At 70.1% G+C, this 17,346-nt stretch carries 18 protein-coding genes and 1 pseudogene; 13 read left to right on the top strand and 6 right to left on the bottom strand.

Annotation, left to right across the window (positions count from 1 at the left end):
• Positions 1–30: 30 nt before the first annotated feature.
• The 3 genes from ACFWBT_RS05210 (at position 31) to ACFWBT_RS05200 (ending at position 4,555) form a co-directional block, all read left to right on the top strand.
• Complete coding sequence (locus ACFWBT_RS05210; RefSeq protein ID WP_385696092.1) at positions 31–1,542, top strand: hypothetical protein; 1,512 nt, start codon at positions 31–33, stop codon at positions 1,540–1,542.
• Positions 1,543–1,823: 281 nt separating this feature from the next.
• On the top strand, positions 1,824–3,002 hold the full coding sequence (locus tag ACFWBT_RS05205; protein WP_385696090.1) for a DNA gyrase subunit B: 1,179 nt from the start codon (positions 1,824–1,826) through the stop codon (positions 3,000–3,002).
• Positions 3,003–3,286: 284 nt separating this feature from the next.
• Complete coding sequence (locus tag ACFWBT_RS05200; protein WP_385696089.1) at positions 3,287–4,555, top strand: FG-GAP and VCBS repeat-containing protein; 1,269 nt, start codon at positions 3,287–3,289, stop codon at positions 4,553–4,555.
• Between the two features lie 39 nt (positions 4,556–4,594).
• Here ACFWBT_RS05200 and ACFWBT_RS05195 read toward each other — a convergent pair whose 3' ends face one another.
• Entirely contained in the window at positions 4,595–5,323 is a 729-nt protein-coding gene (locus ACFWBT_RS05195) for a MerR family transcriptional regulator (protein WP_385696087.1), read from the bottom strand.
• 63 nt (positions 5,324–5,386) lie between these two features.
• Here ACFWBT_RS05195 and ACFWBT_RS05190 point away from each other — a divergent pair, with 63 nt between their 5' ends.
• On the top strand, positions 5,387–5,851 hold the full coding sequence (locus ACFWBT_RS05190; protein ID WP_385696085.1) for a DUF6194 family protein: 465 nt from the start codon (positions 5,387–5,389) through the stop codon (positions 5,849–5,851).
• Between the two features lie 65 nt (positions 5,852–5,916).
• On the opposite strand, the gene ACFWBT_RS05185 is transcribed toward ACFWBT_RS05190, so the two are convergent.
• A complete protein-coding gene (locus ACFWBT_RS05185) occupies positions 5,917–6,345 on the bottom strand; it encodes an organic hydroperoxide resistance protein (protein WP_385696083.1) in 429 nt (142 codons plus the stop codon).
• A gap of 100 nt (positions 6,346–6,445) precedes the next feature.
• Between ACFWBT_RS05185 and ACFWBT_RS05180 the strand changes: the two genes are divergently transcribed.
• The 4 genes from ACFWBT_RS05180 to ACFWBT_RS05165 all read left to right on the top strand — a co-directional run bounded on the left by ACFWBT_RS05180 (position 6,446) and on the right by ACFWBT_RS05165 (position 9,640).
• On the top strand, positions 6,446–7,405 hold the full coding sequence (locus ACFWBT_RS05180; RefSeq protein ID WP_385696081.1) for an LLM class flavin-dependent oxidoreductase: 960 nt from the start codon (positions 6,446–6,448) through the stop codon (positions 7,403–7,405).
• Complete coding sequence (locus ACFWBT_RS05175) at positions 7,402–8,100, top strand: alpha/beta fold hydrolase (RefSeq protein ID WP_385696079.1); 699 nt, start codon at positions 7,402–7,404, stop codon at positions 8,098–8,100. The genes ACFWBT_RS05180 and ACFWBT_RS05175 overlap by 4 nt, the downstream gene beginning before the upstream one ends.
• A gap of 9 nt (positions 8,101–8,109) precedes the next feature.
• Positions 8,110–8,796, top strand: a complete 687-nt coding sequence (locus ACFWBT_RS05170; protein WP_385696076.1) for a winged helix-turn-helix transcriptional regulator — start codon at positions 8,110–8,112, stop codon at positions 8,794–8,796.
• A 208-nt stretch (positions 8,797–9,004) separates the two neighbouring features.
• Positions 9,005–9,640: a hypothetical protein gene (locus ACFWBT_RS05165; protein ID WP_385696073.1), complete on the top strand. Its 636-nt coding sequence runs from the start codon at positions 9,005–9,007 to the stop codon at positions 9,638–9,640.
• Between the two features lie 57 nt (positions 9,641–9,697).
• Here the strand turns inward: ACFWBT_RS05165 and ACFWBT_RS05160 are convergent, their stop codons facing one another.
• Entirely contained in the window at positions 9,698–9,898 is a 201-nt protein-coding gene (locus ACFWBT_RS05160; RefSeq protein WP_385696071.1) for a hypothetical protein, read from the bottom strand.
• Positions 9,899–9,900: 2 nt separating this feature from the next.
• On the opposite strand from ACFWBT_RS05160, the gene ACFWBT_RS05155 reads away from it, so the two are divergent.
• Entirely contained in the window at positions 9,901–10,317 is a 417-nt protein-coding gene (locus tag ACFWBT_RS05155) for a GNAT family N-acetyltransferase (RefSeq protein WP_385696069.1), read from the top strand.
• A gap of 792 nt (positions 10,318–11,109) precedes the next feature.
• On the top strand, positions 11,110–12,654 hold the full coding sequence (locus ACFWBT_RS05150) for a polysaccharide lyase family 1 protein (RefSeq protein ID WP_385696067.1): 1,545 nt from the start codon (positions 11,110–11,112) through the stop codon (positions 12,652–12,654).
• 349 nt (positions 12,655–13,003) lie between these two features.
• Here ACFWBT_RS05150 and ACFWBT_RS05145 read toward each other — a convergent pair whose 3' ends face one another.
• Positions 13,004–13,195, bottom strand: a complete 192-nt coding sequence (locus tag ACFWBT_RS05145; protein ID WP_385696065.1) for a hypothetical protein — start codon at positions 13,193–13,195, stop codon at positions 13,004–13,006.
• Between the two features lie 350 nt (positions 13,196–13,545).
• On the opposite strand from ACFWBT_RS05145, the gene ACFWBT_RS05140 reads away from it, so the two are divergent.
• Complete coding sequence (locus ACFWBT_RS05140; protein WP_385696062.1) at positions 13,546–13,719, top strand: hypothetical protein; 174 nt, start codon at positions 13,546–13,548, stop codon at positions 13,717–13,719.
• A gap of 122 nt (positions 13,720–13,841) precedes the next feature.
• Here the strand turns inward: ACFWBT_RS05140 and ACFWBT_RS05135 are convergent, their stop codons facing one another.
• Complete coding sequence (locus tag ACFWBT_RS05135) at positions 13,842–14,057, bottom strand: DUF6243 family protein (RefSeq protein WP_385696060.1); 216 nt, start codon at positions 14,055–14,057, stop codon at positions 13,842–13,844.
• Positions 14,058–14,735: 678 nt separating this feature from the next.
• Here ACFWBT_RS05135 and ACFWBT_RS05130 point away from each other — a divergent pair.
• On the top strand, positions 14,736–15,155 hold the full coding sequence (locus ACFWBT_RS05130; RefSeq protein WP_385696058.1) for a cupin domain-containing protein: 420 nt from the start codon (positions 14,736–14,738) through the stop codon (positions 15,153–15,155).
• An 85-nt stretch (positions 15,156–15,240) separates the two neighbouring features.
• Here ACFWBT_RS05130 and ACFWBT_RS05125 read toward each other — a convergent pair.
• Positions 15,241–15,613, bottom strand: a pseudogene (locus ACFWBT_RS05125) (PHP domain-containing protein); the annotation flags it as partial.
• Positions 15,614–15,949: 336 nt separating this feature from the next.
• On the opposite strand from ACFWBT_RS05125, the gene ACFWBT_RS05120 reads away from it, so the two are divergent.
• Positions 15,950–17,188, top strand: a complete 1,239-nt coding sequence (locus ACFWBT_RS05120; protein ID WP_385696055.1) for a PP2C family protein-serine/threonine phosphatase — start codon at positions 15,950–15,952, stop codon at positions 17,186–17,188.
• Positions 17,189–17,346 lie beyond the last annotated feature (158 nt).

Here is a 17,346-nt window from a genome sequence, read left to right as displayed (position 1 = left end):
ATCGGTCGCGGCGCGGGCAGGATGCTCCCTGTGAACCATGTCCTGCGCGGGCTCGCCGCCAATGCCGCCCTGTCGTCCGAGTCGGTGAACCGGCTGATCGCGGTCGCGGACGCCGACCTTGCCGGGGACCTCGCCGGCCGGGCGGACCTCAGTCGCGCGCAGGCGGTCGCCTTGCTCACGCGAGTCGACGAGTGCGGCGTCCAGCTCGCGTACGCGGGCCTGTTGACCACCGCCGACATCGATCCGGCGGCACAGCCGCACGCCGCCCTCGCCCTGCTCGACGAGGGATCCGGCAGCCCGGAGTGGGCTCGCCTCTTCGCGGTGGATCCGGTGCTGGAGCACCGGGAGAAGCTGGCCGCCTGCCCCGGCCTCCCGCCCGACGTGGTGGAGACGCTCGCGGCGGACCCGGACGTCCGCGTCGTCGCCGAGCTCGCGCTGTGGACCACACCGGACATGGCCGCCAGGCTCGCGGAGCATCCGCACGCCGAGGTCCGCCGCGCGGCGGCGGCCAACGAGGCGACGCCCCCAGGCGTACTGGCCGCGCTCATCACCGGTGAGGGGCTGCCTCCCGCGCGGCGGTGTCTGGTCTGCGACCGCGAGGAAGCCCCCTTCGTCCACGACCCGTTCTGCCCGCGGCCCGATTGCGATCTGCTGCCAGGCGCCTCCTGCGACGGCTCCCACGAGTCCACCGTCCACGCGACGCGGCAGGCGGCACTCGGCAACCCCGCCACTCCCACCGAAGCCGTCGTCGGTTTCGCGGACCATCCTTCGACGCAGCTGCGCTGGGCGCTCGCCGCTCGCCCGGACCTGCCCGCTCAGGTGTGCGCGCGGCTCGCGTCGGATTCCGTTCCCGGTGTCCGCGCCGACCTCGCCGAGAATCCCGCGATCTACGACGCCCTGATCCGTGAGCTGGCTGACGACCCCGACCCCGCCGTGCGCCGCGCGCTCGCCCACCATCCCCGTGTACCGCTCGACGTGCTCATCGTCCTGGCCCGAACGGCCAAGATCGGTGCCACCCTCCTGCCCCGCATCGCCGTCGCGTCTCCCACCGAGGTCCAGGAGCTGGCCCGGTCGCCGGACCCGGCGGCGCGCATGCTCCTGACACAACGGCGCGATCTGCCGCCGGAGGTCCGTGATGTGCTGGCCACCGACCCCGACGCCAAAGTGGTCAAGGCCATCGCTCCTCATCCGGGCCTCACCGAGGGGCAGTTGCGCGCCATGGTCGACCGACATGGCGTCCGGGTCCTCGCCCAGGTGGCGCAGAACCCGGACGCGAGTCCGGCGCTGCTGGAACACCTGACGCGGCACGAACCTCCCGTGCCGAAGGCGTTCCGCGAGATCGCCCGGCATCGGAACGCGACAGCCTCGACTCTGCTCGCCTGCCTGGCGTTCGAACGGGCGAAGCCGATCGCGGCCGGCCATCCGGCACTCCCGCCAGGGGTCATCGTGGAGCTGCTCACCGACGCCGACGGCGCAGTGGTGGAAGCGGCGGCCGGCAACCCGTCGCTGCCCCCTGCGGCGCTGTCGGATCTGGTGCCGTAGCCGTCCGGGCGGACGCGCCTTTCTGGACGGGGCGCCCTCACTCCGCACGAGGTGCCCGCCATCGGAATCGGAGGCCCCAGGGCTGTCGGGAACAGGCTTGTGTGCGGTCTCGGTGGGGCCCCGGCCGCACCGTCGCCACGGGTCCGGCCCCCTGGGTCGACGGCCTCCGCGCAGGTCGGCACCTGTCTGTACAGGCGTTCGGCGAAAGGGCTCTGACCTGGTGTTTTTCGATTATTTACGTAACCTGGGGGCACTGCTGGGCACGCTCGGAGGGGGACCGCGTGAACGAGGAAGCCGTCCAGTACGACGCCTCCCGCATTCAGGTGCTGGAAGGGCTGGAAGCCATCCGGAAACGGCCCGGAATGTACGTCGGCTCGACCGGCGTACGCGGCCTGCATCAGATGGTGTTCGAGGTCGCCGGACGGGCGGTGAACGAGGTCCTGGCGGGCCGCGCCGGCGCCGTCGACGTCGCGCTCACGTCCGACGGCGGTGTGCGGGTCGCCGATGACGGCCCAGGCATCCCGGTCGAGGCCGACACGGACGCGGACGCGGACAGTGCCGGGCTCGAAGCCCTGCTGACCCTTCCGCACGCCTGGAGGGACCTGGGTGGCCGTCACAACGCGGCCCTGAGCGCTTTCGGCATGGGGCCTTGTGTCACCAACGCCCTCTCGAGTCGCCTGACGGTCGAGGTGCGGCGCGAGGGCGTCCGCTGGGTGCAGGAGTACACGCGCGGTGTCTCATCGACCCCGCCCACCGACGCCGGGCCGGCGACCGGAAGCGGGACCACCATCGTCTTCTGGCCCGACCCCGAGATCTTCGAGACGACGGAGTGCTCGTTCGACGTACTGGCCCAGCGCTTCAGGCAACTGGCCTATCTGCACGGGGGCCTGGACATCTCGCTCCGTGACGAGCGTCCGCCGGGCGGGCCCCGGTCGGAGCGGTTCCGGTACCCGGGCGGAGCACTGGACCTTGTCGCCTCCCTCGGCGCGCGGGCGGGGGCGCCCGTGCACCCGGACGTCATCGCCTTCGAACGGGAGGACCCGCGGATGGAGGGGACGGTTGAGGTGGCCCTCCGGTGGAGCGGGTCCCGTCAGGAGTGCGTCCGAGGCTTCGCCAACAGCCTGCCCACCCCCGAAGGCGGTACGCACATGGAGGGCTTCCGCCAAGGGATGACAGCCGCGATCAACGCGTACGCACGCGAGACGCGGCAACGGGCGGCGGCGGACCGCGACCTCGACCTCGACGCCGACCGGATCGGCGAGGGCCTGACAGCGGTCGTGTCCGTCAAGTTGGACCGCCCCGAGTTCCAGGGCGCCACGCGCGGCCGGCTCGGCGGCGACACCGTGCGTGCCTGCGTCGCCGACGCCGTCCGAGAACACCTCGGCACCTGGCTCCGAGGACACCCGGACCAGGGCGCGGCCATCATCAGCCGGCTGTGCCAGGGCACCCGCCGGGACTGAGGGCCGCGACGGATCGCCCCGCCGGGCCCCGACCGGTTGCTCGCGAACGTGTTCGACATCATGTTCGCGCCCGCGGCCGGGTGCCCGGCGCGGCGGAGTGGCCCATCGGCGGCAACCATTCCCCCCGCCGGTGGTCACTTGTGTGTTTCGGCATCGTCGAGGTGCGAGGTCTCATGGAGCGGATGGTGCAAGTGCCACGGAAGGCGGAGATGTTGCTGCTGTCGGCGGTCCCGAGAGTCGACCGGCATCTCGGCACGGGGCGCAGGCGTCGACCTCCGACCCCCATGGCAGTTCGCGTCGTCGGCCGCCCCCTGAGATTCGCCGCAGCGGCGCTGGCAACCGTACTGCTGGGGGCCGGGTGCAGCACCGATCAGGGTTCGGTCGACGGCGACGGCGGCAAGGGGCGGCGACACCCGGCCCGCTCCCAGGGCGAGCGGCCGCCGGCGGGGAAGCCCTCGGAGCGACCTCGGCCCGGGGATCTCAACGGCGACGGATACGACGACTTCGCCGCGATGGTGGCGGGCCCGAGCCTGGTCGTGGTGTACGGCTCGGCGGACGGACTGGATCCGCGCCGACGCACCGTCTTCACGCAACCGACCTCGAAGACGGGGCCGGAGCAGATGCAGCTGTTCCGCGCCGATCTGGACCACGACGGCTACACCGATCTGGTCCAGGCCCCGGACCGACGCGGTCCGGCCGTGCTGTGGGGCGGGCCGCGCGGTGTGGGCGACCCGCAGCCGCTCGCAGGGGCGCCGAGAAGCCCCGTGGCCACCGGGGACTTCGACGGGGACGGCAACGCCGACCTGTTCATCCCGGGCGGCACCACGGGACCGGAGGGCACGGTGTGGTTCGGCCCCGTCGAGCGCGGCGGCGCACCCGCCCGCGTCCAGAACCTGGCCGACGAGCGCTGGCCGGACTCACTTCCGGCCCGCTTCCTCGCCGGCGACTTCGACGGTGACAAGGCCACCGATCTGGAGGGGCAGCCGGGGGACGTGGACGGCGACGGCGTCGACGACCTGTACACGGCGAGCTTCCTGGCGTACCAGGAGCAACTGGGTGCCGGCTACTGGCTGAGCACCCGGTCCGGGCCCGAGACCGGTGAGCGGGACGGGGTGAGTACGGGTCCTGCGCCAGGGCTGACGGACGAATCGCAGTACGAGGGGATGGGCGGCACCGCGCTCGGTGACGTCACCGGCGACGGCAGGGCCGATCTGGTCGTCTCGGCGACCGGCGCGAACAACAACAACGGTGTGGTCTGGCTGGTTCCCGATCCCCTCGCAGCGGAGGCCGGGGCCGTCCAGGCGGTGACCCTCGCAACCCCCGGCGTCCCGGGAAGCGACACCCCCTCCGCAGGCCGGGGCCCGACCCGCAACCGCGTCACCGTCGTCGGCCCGCTTCTGGACACCGACGGCGACAAGCACCTGGACGTGGTGTTCGCCGCCCCCGGCTTCCTGGACGCGCGGAAGCGGGACCTCGACGCGTTCTGGGTGCTGCGCGGCACCGGTGAGGGGATGAGGTACCACCGGCACTTCACCGCCGAGGACCTCCGCTGAAACCCTCCTCGACGCTGGCGACGTCGGCATCCTGAGCCCTCACGTCCGGGTCGCAGTCGCGGCAGTGAGGACGGCGCTGAGTGCGGCGGCGGCGTCGAGGAGGGCTCGGGAACGAGTCGCGAGGCTCGCGTCTCGGGCCGCCAGCGCGGCTCGGACATCGGCCGATCCGCGCCCGTGACGCAGCTCGGGCATCAGGGACCGGAGCGGATCGATGCGGTAGCCGGCGCTGCGTAGCTGGTGGACGATCCGGGCGTCGCGAGCCTGGACCGGTGTGTAGCGACGCGTCCCTCGCGGGGGGACCCGGTCAGGAACGACGAGACCCTCGGCGTCCCAGTGCCGCAACGCCGACGGGCGTACGCCGAGCGCGGCGGCGAGTTCGGAGACGCTCATCGAGTCCGACGGACGTACGCCTTCGATCGGCTCGACACCGATCGCCTCGACGGCCTGTTTGGCGAGCTCGAGGTCCCTACGCTCTCGGTCGAGTCCGGCGTGCGCCGCGTCCAGAAGGGCGAGTACTTCCGACGTCGGGGACTGATGGACGGCACGAACGATCCGCTTGGCCTCGACAGGACCGGTGCCGATCGCGAGGGCTCGGTAGGCCCGTGCGGAATACAGGTGGATCTCCCCGTACATCCGATAGCCCGCAGCCGTGCGCGTCGCCGGCGGAAGCACACCGTCGCGCTCGAGATTGCGCACCTGCTGAACGGAGCAGCCGGCCCGCCGGGCGACATCGACCGTGCGCAGGGACGACGAGTTGAGGGTTGTCACCCGTCGATCCTCCACTTTCCGGCTCGAAGTCTCCACGAGCACCTTAATGAAACGCTCGATGACATGACCATCGACGAGATCATCTATTTCCTGGAAGGCTTCGACGGAGTCCTGGCCATCAGGCCGGGCCCCGACGACGGCTCACCAAAGATCAGTTGGGGAGACGTGTTCTTCTTCTGCTCGCCCGACGGCGTCGTGCCGAAGACGGCCCAACCGTTCGCGACGATCGTGACCAAGGACTACCCGGGCGACGAAAGTTCGCGCCTGGACCGGCCGGATACGTTCCGCGTCAACATCGCCGCCGGGAAGGAAGCGTTCATCGACTGGACGGGCCACGCACCGGGCGAGCCGGCCGCCGACGACGACCCGAGCGTCACCGACACCGTGATCGCCCACCCCGTGTACGGCTCCGTCGGCTGGCTCGCGGTGGTGAATCCGGGCCGGCGGACCAGCGAGGCAACCCGCGAGCTGCTCCGCACGGCCTGTCAACTCGCACATGCGCGCCACGAGCGACGGCATGGCACATGAGCGACGTACTTCCGGGTGGGTGCTGAGGCCCCGCTCCTCTCGGCGGGTGAGGAGCGGGGCCGGTGTCACAGGTGGGTGCCGTTCACCACCAGGGCGACGTCGATGTTGTCGCGCGTGGCATGGGAGTACGGGCAGACCTGATGGGCCGTCTCGACCAGGTGGACCGCTTGCTCGTCGGTGATCGAGGGGAGCGAGATCCGCAGTTCGACGCCGAGCTGAAAGCGGCCGCCGTCGACCGGTGCCAGGGAGACCGACGAGTCGATCTCCGCGTCGTCGGCCTTGAGTTCGGCGAACTGCCCGACCAGGGCGAGCGTCGTACCGAAGCAGGCTGCGTAGCCGATCGCGAACAGCTGCTCGGGGTTTGCCCCTTCACCGTCGCCGCCCAGCTCCTTGGGCTGCCGCAGGTCCAGGTCCAGCCGCCCGTCGTTCGTGCGGCCGTGGCCGTTCCTGCCGCCGGCAACGTGCGCATGGGCCGTGTAGAGCGCTTTGGTCATGCTGACTCCCTCTCAGTGCTACCGAAATATGAATCTGACACTTCAAAAACAAGAAGTCAACGGCCTATGATCGGGACCCTCACGGCAACCGGGAGGGAAAATGGCGGGACTGAAGATCGGCTACCTGCTGCCGACGCGCGACCAGTCGCTCACGGGCGAGCACGAACCGGGCCGGCTCATCGCCCAGGCGCGACAAGCGGAGCGCCTGGGGCTGGACTCGGTCTGGGCCGGGGACAGCCCCGTCACCAGGCCGCGCGCGGATCCGCTGATGCTGTTGGCCGCCGCGGCCCAGGCCACCGAGCGGGTCGCGATCGGCACGGCGGTGCTGCTGCCGGCGCTGCGCCATCCGATCCTGCTGGCGCATCAACTGGCCACCCTCGACCGGCTGTCGGAAGGACGGCTGATCGCGGGCATGGGCGGCGGGTTCCCGAACCCGAACACCCAGGCGCAGTTCGCCGCGGTCGGTATCGGGTTCGCCCGCCGTATGAGCCGCATGGAGGAGTCGATCGATGCCATGCGGCGGCTCTGGTCGGGGGAGGCGGTGACGTACAAGGGCGAGCACTTCGCCTTCGACGACGTGCGGATCGAACCTCCGCCGTCCCGTCCGGGAGGCCCGCCGATCTGGCTGGCGGGAAGCGGCGGACCGGCGTTGCGGCGCGTGGCCCGGCTCGCCGACGGCTGGCTCCCCTATCCGATCGACGCGACGACCTACGGCGAGGAGCGCGAGACCATCCAGGAGGCCATCGGGCAAGCGGCGACGCCCCGTTCGGTCACCCCCGCCCTGTACGCGACGCTCTGCCTGGACGACGACCCGGAGAACGCGCGCCGGCGCCTGCGGACGAGCGTCGAGCGCTACTACGACGCACCCCTCGAGTTCGTCGCCTCCGTCCAGGCCATGTTCGCCGGTACCGCCCGCCAGGCCGCCGACTGGCTGAACGGCTACATCGCGGCCGGCGCCCGCCACCTCGTCATCCGCCTCGCGACCGACGACCACGACTCGGGACTGGAAGAGTTCGCCGACCGGGTTCTGCCTCTGCTCCGCGAGGAGGATGCCCGATGACCACGTTCGTCCTCGTCCACGGCGCCTGGCACGGTCCATGGGCCTGGGACCGGATCGTCCCTCTGCTGCACGCCGCCGGCGCGCGAACGCTCACCCCGGACCTCAGCACCGCCGGGGACCACGGACTCCACGACCACGCCGGTGTGGTCGCCGCCGCCCTCGACACCGTTCGGGAGGACGGCGACCTCGTGCTCGTCGGGCACAGCTACGCGGGCCTGGTCGTCCGGGAGGCCGCCGACGTCCGGCCCGATCTCATCGGGCACATCGTCCTCGTGGACGGATGGGCGGGGCCGGACGGTGCCAGCATGGTGAGCCTGGCCCCCGACGGCTTCGCCGACACGGTCCGCGCGGCGGCCGAGAAGCTGGGAGACGGTTGGCGGATCCCGGCCCCGCCCCCGGAAGTGTTCGGCGTCGTCGACACCGACGACGCGGCCTGGCTGGCCGCGCGCATGCTCCCCCAACCGCTGCGCACGTTCACCGAACCCACTCGCCTGAGCGGGGCCGTCGACCGGATTCCCGGAACCGCCGTCCACTGCAGACCGCAGACCTACCCGTTCGACCGCTTCGGCGAAGCCCTCGGGTACCGGACCCACGCGCTGGACGGTCCGCACGACGTGATGCTGACCGATCCGGAGCCGCTCGCCCGGATCCTCCTCGATGCCGCTTCCTTCAAGAAGAGGAAGCCTGAAGTCTAGAATGATGCAGTGGAACAGCGAACGTACAACCAGTACTGCGCCACCGCGCGCACCCTCGACCTCGTCGGCGAGCGCTGGACGCTGTTGCTGATCCGCGAGCTTCTGACCGGCCCCAAGCGGTTCGGTGACCTGCAGGCCAGCCTCCGCGGCCTCGGCACCGGACTGCTGGCCGCCCGCCTCAAGCATCTGGAGCGCGAAGGACTGGCGCACAAGATCACGCTCCCTCCGCCCGCCCGGACCCCGGCATACGCCCTCACCGAAGCCGGAGAGGAACTCGCCCCGGCCGTCCTGGAGTTGGCCCGGTGGGGCCTCAAGTGGGCGATGGGTGAACGGCGCGCCACCGAGACGTTCCATCCGGGCTGGGCCGTCCTCGGTCTGCGAGCCTGCTTCGACGCCGAGGCCGCCGCGGGACTCCACGCGGTGTACGAGTTCCGCATCGACGACGAGTGGTTCCACGCCCGGATCGATGACGGGGCGATCGAGGCGCTGCACGGACCGGCTCAGCGCCCGGACGCGACCGTCACGATCAGCCAGGAGGCGTTCCTCCGCCTCACCGGCCAAGGCCTCACGCTCGCCGAGGCGATCGAGACCGGTGCCGCGTCGGCATCCGGTGACACACGGGCTCTGCGCAGACTGGGAGACCTGTTCCGGCTGCCGCCATCGCATGCCCGTAACCCGGACCAGCCCTCGTCCTGATCACGCCCCTGATCCCACCACCTGGCGACGGCGGATGCCGACGTCGCGGTACCTCGCCGTTGTTCCGCTCTCCGGCGCCAGGCACCGCCGAAAACGGGGATCGCCTTTGCGTACAGGCCAAGGCAAGATGTGCGCCATGGCGGAAGCAGCGGGTCCGAACGCGTATGGCCCCGTAGAGTGGGCTGAGCGTCTGGGCTGGACGTACGGCTTGATAGCACCCGACAACGTCGAGCGGGGCGCGGCGCTCGTCCGGCTGGACGAGGCCCGCGCGGAAGCCCAGAAGGCACACGCTCGGTACAACGAGTACTGGATCCAGGCGAGCAGGTCGGATGCGGAGACCTTGTTCCGAGCCCCGGAGGTCGCGGCGGCACGCGCACGCGCGGACGATGTCGAGAGTCGTTGTCTGCCGGAGGCACTGTGGCTGACGAGGCCCGCGGATGACATCAGGACGTGCCCTCAACTGTCTTTCGCCCTGCTCTTCCTGGAGTGGGAGGCGCGCTATCCAGAGGAGTGGACGGAGCACGCCAAGGCATGGGGTACGAAGCAATCCCTCATTCGGAGGGTGGCGGTGAGCGGCCACAGCGAGGTCGTCACAGAGAAGCTGATCGACGTCGTCGAACTCGTCGTGCAGCGGGCCTACCGCTGCAAGGACCGTGAGTACGTGCGGGTGGCCCGAGCCGTCGACGGGGATGAACTGCGCACGAGGCTCAACTGGGCACGCCACTCGCACAACCCGTGGTCCCAACTCCATGCCGGCTACGTGCTCTGGCTCCTCGACCACCCGGAGGTCCCCAACACGTTTCACGTCTGGCGGACTTGGCTCGCGGACACCCGAACCAGCTGACTCAGAGGAGTGGAACTCGGGAACCGGGACACCGTGCTCCGCCCGTGGATCGTGAGATCAGGTGGCCGGGTTGTTTTCCTTCAGGATGTCTCCCGCTTCGAGGCGGACGTCGCGTGCGCCCGTGCCGGCGAGGAGAACGCGAGCGGCGTGGGGCGGATCCACCTCCGCGACCGACGCCTCGGGATAGCGGCGAATCTCCGTGAGGTTCAGGTCGACGGTTCGGCCGTGCCGACTCACGCCGTGAAAGCGGGCGCCCAAACGTGGCCTTCGGTGAGCGGCCGGATCGGCACAGCGCCGAACCGGGGTTCGTGGTCGTCCTCGCGTATGCGGACGGGCAACCGGTCGGCTACGCCTACGGCAACCGCATCGAGCAAGGTGACCGGTACTGGCGGCGCACTGCTCCAGAACCGGGGGAGGAGTACACCCGCCGTCCGGCCGTGGCATTGAAGGAGATCGGCGTACGAGACGAGTGGCGGGGGACCGGGACCGCGCGGCGTCTGCATGACGCCTTCCTTGCCGCGCGGGACGAGTCGTATGTGACGCTCATGGTGAACCCGGCGGCTGGCGATGGAAAGGTCCACCGCCTGTACCAGTCGTGGGGCTACCAAGACCTTGGTCAGAGCCAGCCGTCGCAGGCGTCGCCCGTCCTCACCGTGATGATTCGCTCCGCCCGCTGACACGCACAGTGGCTGTGTCAACCTCCCCTCGAACTCCTGGCCAGTGAGGTGCTCACCAACTGTCCGGCACGCGCCTGGGCCCGTGCGACCAGGAAGACGCACCCAGGAGACGTCTCCGCCGCGCAGCGATGCGCTCACGGAGAAGCGCTCACACCGCGACGACCACGAGTAAGCGCTTCACCGTCGCGGAGGGGCGCGCTGGGGCCGAGCCCTTGCGTCGTTCGCATCGCACCCATCCAGGCACCCCGAGTCAGCAACCTCACGACAGAGCAAGGCTGTTCATGCCAAGACTCTTGCCAGCCAACGAAGGGCCCCCTATCGTCTGCCGACGGAAAGCGCTTTCTTCACAGATGTAGATCGATCTCAGAGCGTCGACCGTTGTGGAGGCCGCCGCGACGTGCGCACAACCGCCGGTGGTCCGGTACAGGACATCTCGCGATGTCCGCGTGCCGCGAAACGAAGGGTGCACGCAACGACCCACACACATCGCGCCATCCGCCCCGCCGCACAGGCGACCGCGACCGGTGACGGCGGCTGATCCCCTCCGGTCCACCGGATGTCAGGCGGTACGCCGACGGGTCGAGAGCGGGGCGTGGCGGAGGCCCCGCGCAGGGCGACCCAGGCTTCACGCCCGGGCCGCCGAATGCCGGCGCGGGAGATCCCGGAATCGGGCGCCCCCCTGCCTACGCCACTCGTGCGACGGGCCCAACGCCGACGACCTCGGTGGGCAGCACGCGCACACACCAGCAGCTCCCCGTACTCGAACAACGCATGACCAATCAGGAGATGAGAATGAGACGATCAGTCGCACTGCGACTCTCCGCGGCCTCGGCCGCGATGGCCCTCGCGACCGCGGTCGGTGTGGTGCTGTCGATGCCCGACGAGGCGTCGGCGGCGACCGGCAGCGCCACCGGCTACGCCACGCAGAACGGTGGGACCACCGGCGGCGCGGGCGGGCAGACGGTGCGGGCCACCACGGGGACCGCGATCCACGCGGCGCTGTGCGGCCGGGCCGGCAGCACCACGCCCATCACCATCGAGGTCGAGGGAACCATCAACCACGCCAACACCGCCAAGGTGTCCGGCGGCAGTTGCAACACGGCTGCTGGCGTGATCGAGCTGAAGCAGATCAGCAACGTGACGATCGTAGGCGTCGGAAACGGAGCCGTCTTCGACCAACTGGGCATCCACATCCGTGAATCCAGCAACATCGTCATCCAGAACGTGACCGTCCGGAACGTGAAGAAGTCGGGCTCGCCCACGTCGAACGGCGGGGACGCCATCGGCATGGAGACCGACGTCCGCAATGTCTGGGTCGATCACACCACCCTGGAGGCATCCGGCGGCGAGTCCGAGGGGTTCGACGGTCTCTTCGACATGAAGGACAACACGCAGTACGTGACGCTCTCGTACAGCGTCCTGCGCAATTCGGGCCGCGGCGGTCTCATCGGATCCAGTGAGAGCGACCTCTCGAACGGCTTCGTGACCTTCCACCACAACTACTACGAGAACATCGACTCCCGCGCGCCCTTGCTGCGTGGTGGAACGGCCCACATCTACAACAACCACTACGTGAGCCTCAACGAGTCCGGCATCAACTCCCGTGCCGGCGCGCGCGCCAAGGTGGACAACAACTACTTCGAGGACTCCAAGGACGTCCTCGGCACCTTCTACACCGACGCGGCCGGGTACTGGCAGGTCAGCGGAAACGTCTTCGACAACGTGACCTGGTCCAGCCCCGGTACCGACAACAACCCCGCCGGCCCGAACCCGCAGTCCAACACCACGGTCACCATCCCCTACTCGTACAGCCTCGACGCCGCCTCGTGCGTGCCGGACGTCGTGAGCCGGACAGCGGGAGCCGGAACCGGACTGCAGGCGTCGAACGGCAACTGCGCCGCCCAGACGCCGACCGCGACCCCGACTCCCACGCCGACCCCCACCCCGACCCCCACTCCGACTCAGCCGAGCGGGACCAACCTCAGCATCGGTGCCGGTTCCGACGGTTCCAGCAAGGCCACCGGCACGAGCTACGGCAACGTGCGTGACGGCGACCTGAGCACGTACTGGTCACCGGCCTCGTCGACCGGATCCATCTCGATCAAGTGGGGTTCCGCCACCGCGGTGTCCAAGGTCAACATCCGGGAGACTTCGGGGGCCGCGGGCGCCATCGGGTCGTGGCGCGTCCTCAACGCCGACACCGGCGCCGTCCTGGCTTCCGGAAGCGGCTCGGGAGTCATCTCCTTCTCGCAGACCTCGCTCAGCAAGATCACATTTGAGATCACCGGTTCGACGGGCACCCCGAAGGTGGCCGAGTTCGAGACGTACGCCCAGTAGCGGCACCCGCCGTCACGGTCCTGCCGGGAGACGAACTCCCGGCAGGGCCGAGCTGTACCCCCTGGACGGCCCAGGCCTCGCGTGGGCGGCGAGCGGGCTGTCCTCCTGCGGACAGGGTGTGCCCGGCACGATCCTGACCCGATTTCCAGCGTCCCGTAGACGCCGCGGTCGGTCGGTGGCGTTGCGGCGGGCCTGGGCGGATGGCCGCTGAGGTGCGGTGGCTGGTGCTGTCCTCCTCGCGTCGGACCGCGGCCTGTTCATCGAGCCGGCCCGCCCATCTGGTGTCCTGGCTGCGTATGGGGCCGGGGGTACTGCTGGCCGTAGAACGTCCACATGCTCAGTGCGTCGTTCAGGAGCGCCGCGCGGTCGGCGGGGGCATCCTCTCGACTCCGGCCAGCAGCATCCGGGAGTCGCCGCCCGTGGCGCGGGCGAGCTGGACGAGGAGGAAGAACGCCTGGGTCGGCTTGGCGGCGGAGCTCCGCGCGTCCGGCTGGGGGCCGCCGTGCAAGCTGTAGACGGCGCTGGCCGTCGCCGTGAGCACGATCGGATCCGACTCGAGGAGCTTCGCGGACAGGGACTGCCGGCACGGGGCGCATTGCTCGATGCACCCCGTGGGGTGCATTGCTCGATGCACGCGGCGATCAGCGCGGTGGCGGTCCGCCTCTGCAGCAGCGCCAGCACCGCATCCGCGTCGCCCGCAACAAGGTGCCGCAGCGGCCCCAGGGGGTCGAGCAGCACCGGCCTTCCATGTCCTCAGCGCCGACGGCTGCGAAGCGCTGCTTGGCGGTACGGCGCACGGATCGCACCGTGGCTTCGGCGATGCCCATGATCGGCGAGGTCTCCTTGGTGAAGCCGAGCGCGTCGCGCACCGCCCCTCGCTGAGGTGGCCACGTGCCAGTAGAGGCCCATCCCTTCTTCGGCTCCGGCGATCTCCCTGCCGTGCTCGCATGGAACGAGGTACGGAAGTCCACGTGGAACGCGCTGGTGGTGACGCCCCTGGTCCAGATCGGGATGGTGGCGGTGACAGGACTGCTGAATCTGCGGCTACCCCGGGTGATCGGCTGAGACGCGGATGGTCGGCCAAGAGCTGAGCTCAACCTGCCGCGCCCGGTTCGGCAGCAGGGCCCGACCGCGCGTCGCGGTCCGGGCCCTGCACCGTGGGGTGCCGCCCTGCGGCGGCGGTTGCGTCAGCTCTGTGCGGTGTCGTCGCCCGCCTGCCCGGCACCCTCAACTGCGCCTACCTTCTCGCGCATCTTGCGCACCAACTCCGCCTTCTGGTCAGCCGCACCCTGGCGGTCGAGGTTGCGGTGCGGACCGTGGTTCTGCCGTTCGGTGCGGGACTGCTTCTTGCGCTGGCCGCCGCCCATGCCCACGGGGTTGTTGATGTTCTTGCTCACGGTCACGGGTTCTCCCGGTAGTGATGTGAAGTGATCTACGGGTTCATCGGTGGGGAAAGGGCGGCGATGTCGAAGTACGTCGGAAGAGGCCCATCACGCTGTCACTCGTGAATCGGCGTCTGGAAGAACATGTCAAAGACGTTACCCGGTTCCGTCGGCCCCGCAGACCAAGGTTTTTTCGCTGCCCTGGCCAAAATCGTCGCGCTTGACCAGGCAGGACTGCCGCCTGCAGGCTTCCGAGGTCGCCCGGTCGAGCACCAGGACCTTGGAACTCCGCCGCCAGACACACCTACCACCCGAAAGACGGCCTGGACCGAGAAGGGCCTTGGAAACCGACACCGGGGTCGCTGCGCTGCTCGCCACGTCCACCGGCAAGCAGCCCGCCGGACTCCTCGCGACAAAGGCGCTCGGGCACCTGACCGATCTGTCCTGCTGGTCAGGTGAGGGAGCTGTCGTCTGCGAGGCCCGACAAGGGGTTGGACAAGCAGGTGGTCGCCCTTGACCCTGAGAACCGGACGGAGTCGTGGTCCATGGCCGAGGACGACAAGACCCGGCTCATGCCCGACATCTCCACGGTCTTCCACACAGCCGTGTACTGCTCGACCGAGAACGGCTCGGCGATTCTCGACGCGCGTACGGGCAAGGACCACCATCCTCCCGTAACAACCACAGCAAGGAGCCACCGTGCAGTTCGTCGAGCCGCAGCCCACCGGAAAAGGTCCTGAGAACTGGTTCAACGGCGACGTCTGGTTCGACGTCATTCACGCCGGCCAGGAACCGTCCCGCATCCGTGTCAACATGGTCCGCTTCGCGCCCGGCGCCCGCACCGCCTGGCACCGCCACGCCGTCGGCCAGACCCTCCACGTCGTCGCCGGGATCGCCCTGATCGGAACCCGCGACGGCACCGTCTATGAGGCCCACCCCGGCGAGACGGTCGCCTGCCCGCCCGGCGAGGAGCACTGGCACGGCGCCACCGAGGACCGTTTCATGCAGCACCTGGCCCTGTGGGACGGCACTGCCCCCGACGACGACCGGCCTGAGACCACCTGGCTCGAGCACATCACCGACGATCAGTACACCGCGGCCCGCACCCGCTCACAGTGACTGACCGCCCGCCCGAAGAAGGAGACGCGCTCGTGCCCGCAACCGTGACCGCCCTGTTCGGCGGCTCCGGCCCCGACTGGATCCGGCGGCCGGCGGACAGCGCCCGCATCGGCTCAGTGGACGGCCCGAGCAGCACCACCAGGTCCTCGTGCACGTACGCGCGCAGGGTCGGCCACGACACGACCGGCGGGCCATCCCCGGCCTCAGCGGGCGTGGCGGACACCAGGCGGGGCAGCCGCGCCCACCCAGACAGATCTGCGCGAGCAGCGTGATCCGCAGAGGCGGCTCCAGAACGTGCGCACCCCCGCGCTTCGGCGTCCGCGAACGACCGGCTACGGGGTGCGGTGCTGTGAGCGGGGCGACGGCCATGTCGACGCCGAAGACGGGGCGGGATACCGGCGTCCGCGGCGGCCTTGGCGAAGCGGGACGGTGCCCGCGACGGTGCCTCGGTCGGTCAGATGTCCCTGGCCTCCCTCTCTGCGCGCACTCGTGCGATTTTTGTGACTGTTCGCGCTAGGCGGCGGATGTTCACGAAGCGGGTGAGCCCAGCCGAGTGATCACACGACCCGCCGTGATCGCTTGAGTTCGCGAGCTGATCGGCAAAATTTGCCGACAACCGTTGGGCGTGGTCGCGCCAGCGCCGTTGCGGTCCCGAGAAGTGTCGTCACGCGGGCACGTGGACGGTGCCTACGGGCCGAGGACAGGCGAAGTGCCCAGGTGCCCCGGGCGCCGACGAGCGGTAGAACGGAAGAGTGAGGGACGAGAACAGCCCTGAGGATGTACAGCCGCACCGTGTGGCAAGGCCGGCGATCGACTACCAGGCGCTGTTCGCCGTCACTCCCAGCCCCTGCATGGTGCTGGGCCCGGATCTGGTGCTCGCCGACGTCAATGAGTCGGCCTGCCGCGTGACCGGCCGTACCCGGGAAGATCTGCTCGGGCGGTACCTCTTCGATGCCTTCCCCGACAATCCGGCGGACCCCGATGCTGACGGGGTGCGGAATCTGCACGGCTCCCTGCGCCGGGTCCTGCGCTCGAAAGAGCCGGACACGATGGCGCCGATGAAGTACGACATCCCCGTGGCCGACCGGCCCGGTGAGTTCGAGGAGCGGTGGTGGTCGGCGATCAACACCCCGGTGCTCGGGCCGGACGGGCAGGTGGAGTGGATCCTCCACCGGGGGGAGGACGTGACCTCGTTCATCCGCTCCCACCCCCGCCTGCGAGAAGGCGGTGCGCTCAGTGACGTGCAGGCGAGGGAGGTCGAACTGTACGCGCGGGCGCTTGAGCTCAAGCGACTGAACGAGGAACTGCGCCAAGCCCACGCCCGGGAACGCCGGGTCGCTCTCACCTTGCAGGAGGCCATGCTCCACTCGCCACATCTGGCCCGGCACCGGGACACCGCGGTGCGCTACCTGCCCGCGGCCGGGTCACTGAACGTGTGCGGCGACTGGTACGAGGTGGTCGACCTGCCCGAGGACAGATTCGCCGTCGCGGTCGGCGACGTCGTCGGCCACGGCCTGGAGGCCGCCGCCGTCATGGGGATGCTCCGCAGCGCGTTGTCCGCCGTCGTCCGGGCCGTCGAACGGCCCGCGAGGGCCCTGGACGTCCTGGGCCTGTATGCACGCGACGTGGAGGGTGCGCTGGCCGCCACCGTCGTCCAAGCCGTCGTCGACACCCGCGCTCGCCGCATCATGTACAGCAGCGCCGGCCACCCGCCCCCTATCCTGCTCCACCCAGATGGCACCTTCGACCTTCTCGACCGGGCCACCGACCCTCCGCTGGGAGCCCGCCCCGAACACGTCCCCCACCCCCATGCCGAGCTGCCCTACACCCAGGGCGACACCTTCGTGCTCTACACCGACGGCCTCATCGAACGCCGCGGCGAGGACATCGACGCCAGTCTGCAGCGCCTCACCGACGCGCTCACCCGCCATGGAGACCACGAGCCCGAAGGCCTTGCCGACGCCCTGCTCGCGGAACTCGGCGTCAGCAGCGGCGCCCGCGACGACGTCGCTTTGATCGTCATCCGCCTATGACCCGCGCGCCGTCAGGGGACGCGCCGCGGGTTGCGCATCCCGCCAACTGAAGCGCACCGACCACGCCTGCGGGACTGCCTGTCGAACCGGGCGTAGCGACCACGAATGCGCCATCCATCCCGAACACACCTCGCCACATGCGATGAACAGAGCCGTCG

Origin of the sequence: Streptomyces sp. NPDC060027, from assembly GCF_042737005.1 — a bacterium.
Classification (GTDB): domain Bacteria; phylum Actinomycetota; class Actinomycetes; order Streptomycetales; family Streptomycetaceae; genus Streptomyces.
The sequence above is the reverse complement of the archived record's forward strand: the minus strand, read 5'-3'. Positions and strand labels throughout refer to the sequence as shown.

Bases quoted from the DNA above. Each gene is read 5' to 3' on its own strand.
- ACFWBT_RS05180 (WP_385696081.1), top strand. From the start codon at position 6,446: ATGGCGGGACTGAAGATCGGCTACCTGCTGCCGACGCGCGACCAGTCG.
- ACFWBT_RS05190 (WP_385696085.1), top strand. From the start codon at position 5,387: ATGACCATCGACGAGATCATCTATTTCCTGGAAGGCTTCGACGGAGTC.
- ACFWBT_RS05185 (WP_385696083.1), bottom strand. From the start codon at position 6,345: ATGACCAAAGCGCTCTACACGGCCCATGCGCACGTTGCCGGCGGCAGG.
- ACFWBT_RS05200 (WP_385696089.1), top strand. From the start codon at position 3,287: ATGGCAGTTCGCGTCGTCGGCCGCCCCCTGAGATTCGCCGCAGCGGCG.
- ACFWBT_RS05175 (WP_385696079.1), top strand. From the start codon at position 7,402: ATGACCACGTTCGTCCTCGTCCACGGCGCCTGGCACGGTCCATGGGCC.
- ACFWBT_RS05150 (WP_385696067.1), top strand. From the start codon at position 11,110: ATGAGACGATCAGTCGCACTGCGACTCTCCGCGGCCTCGGCCGCGATG.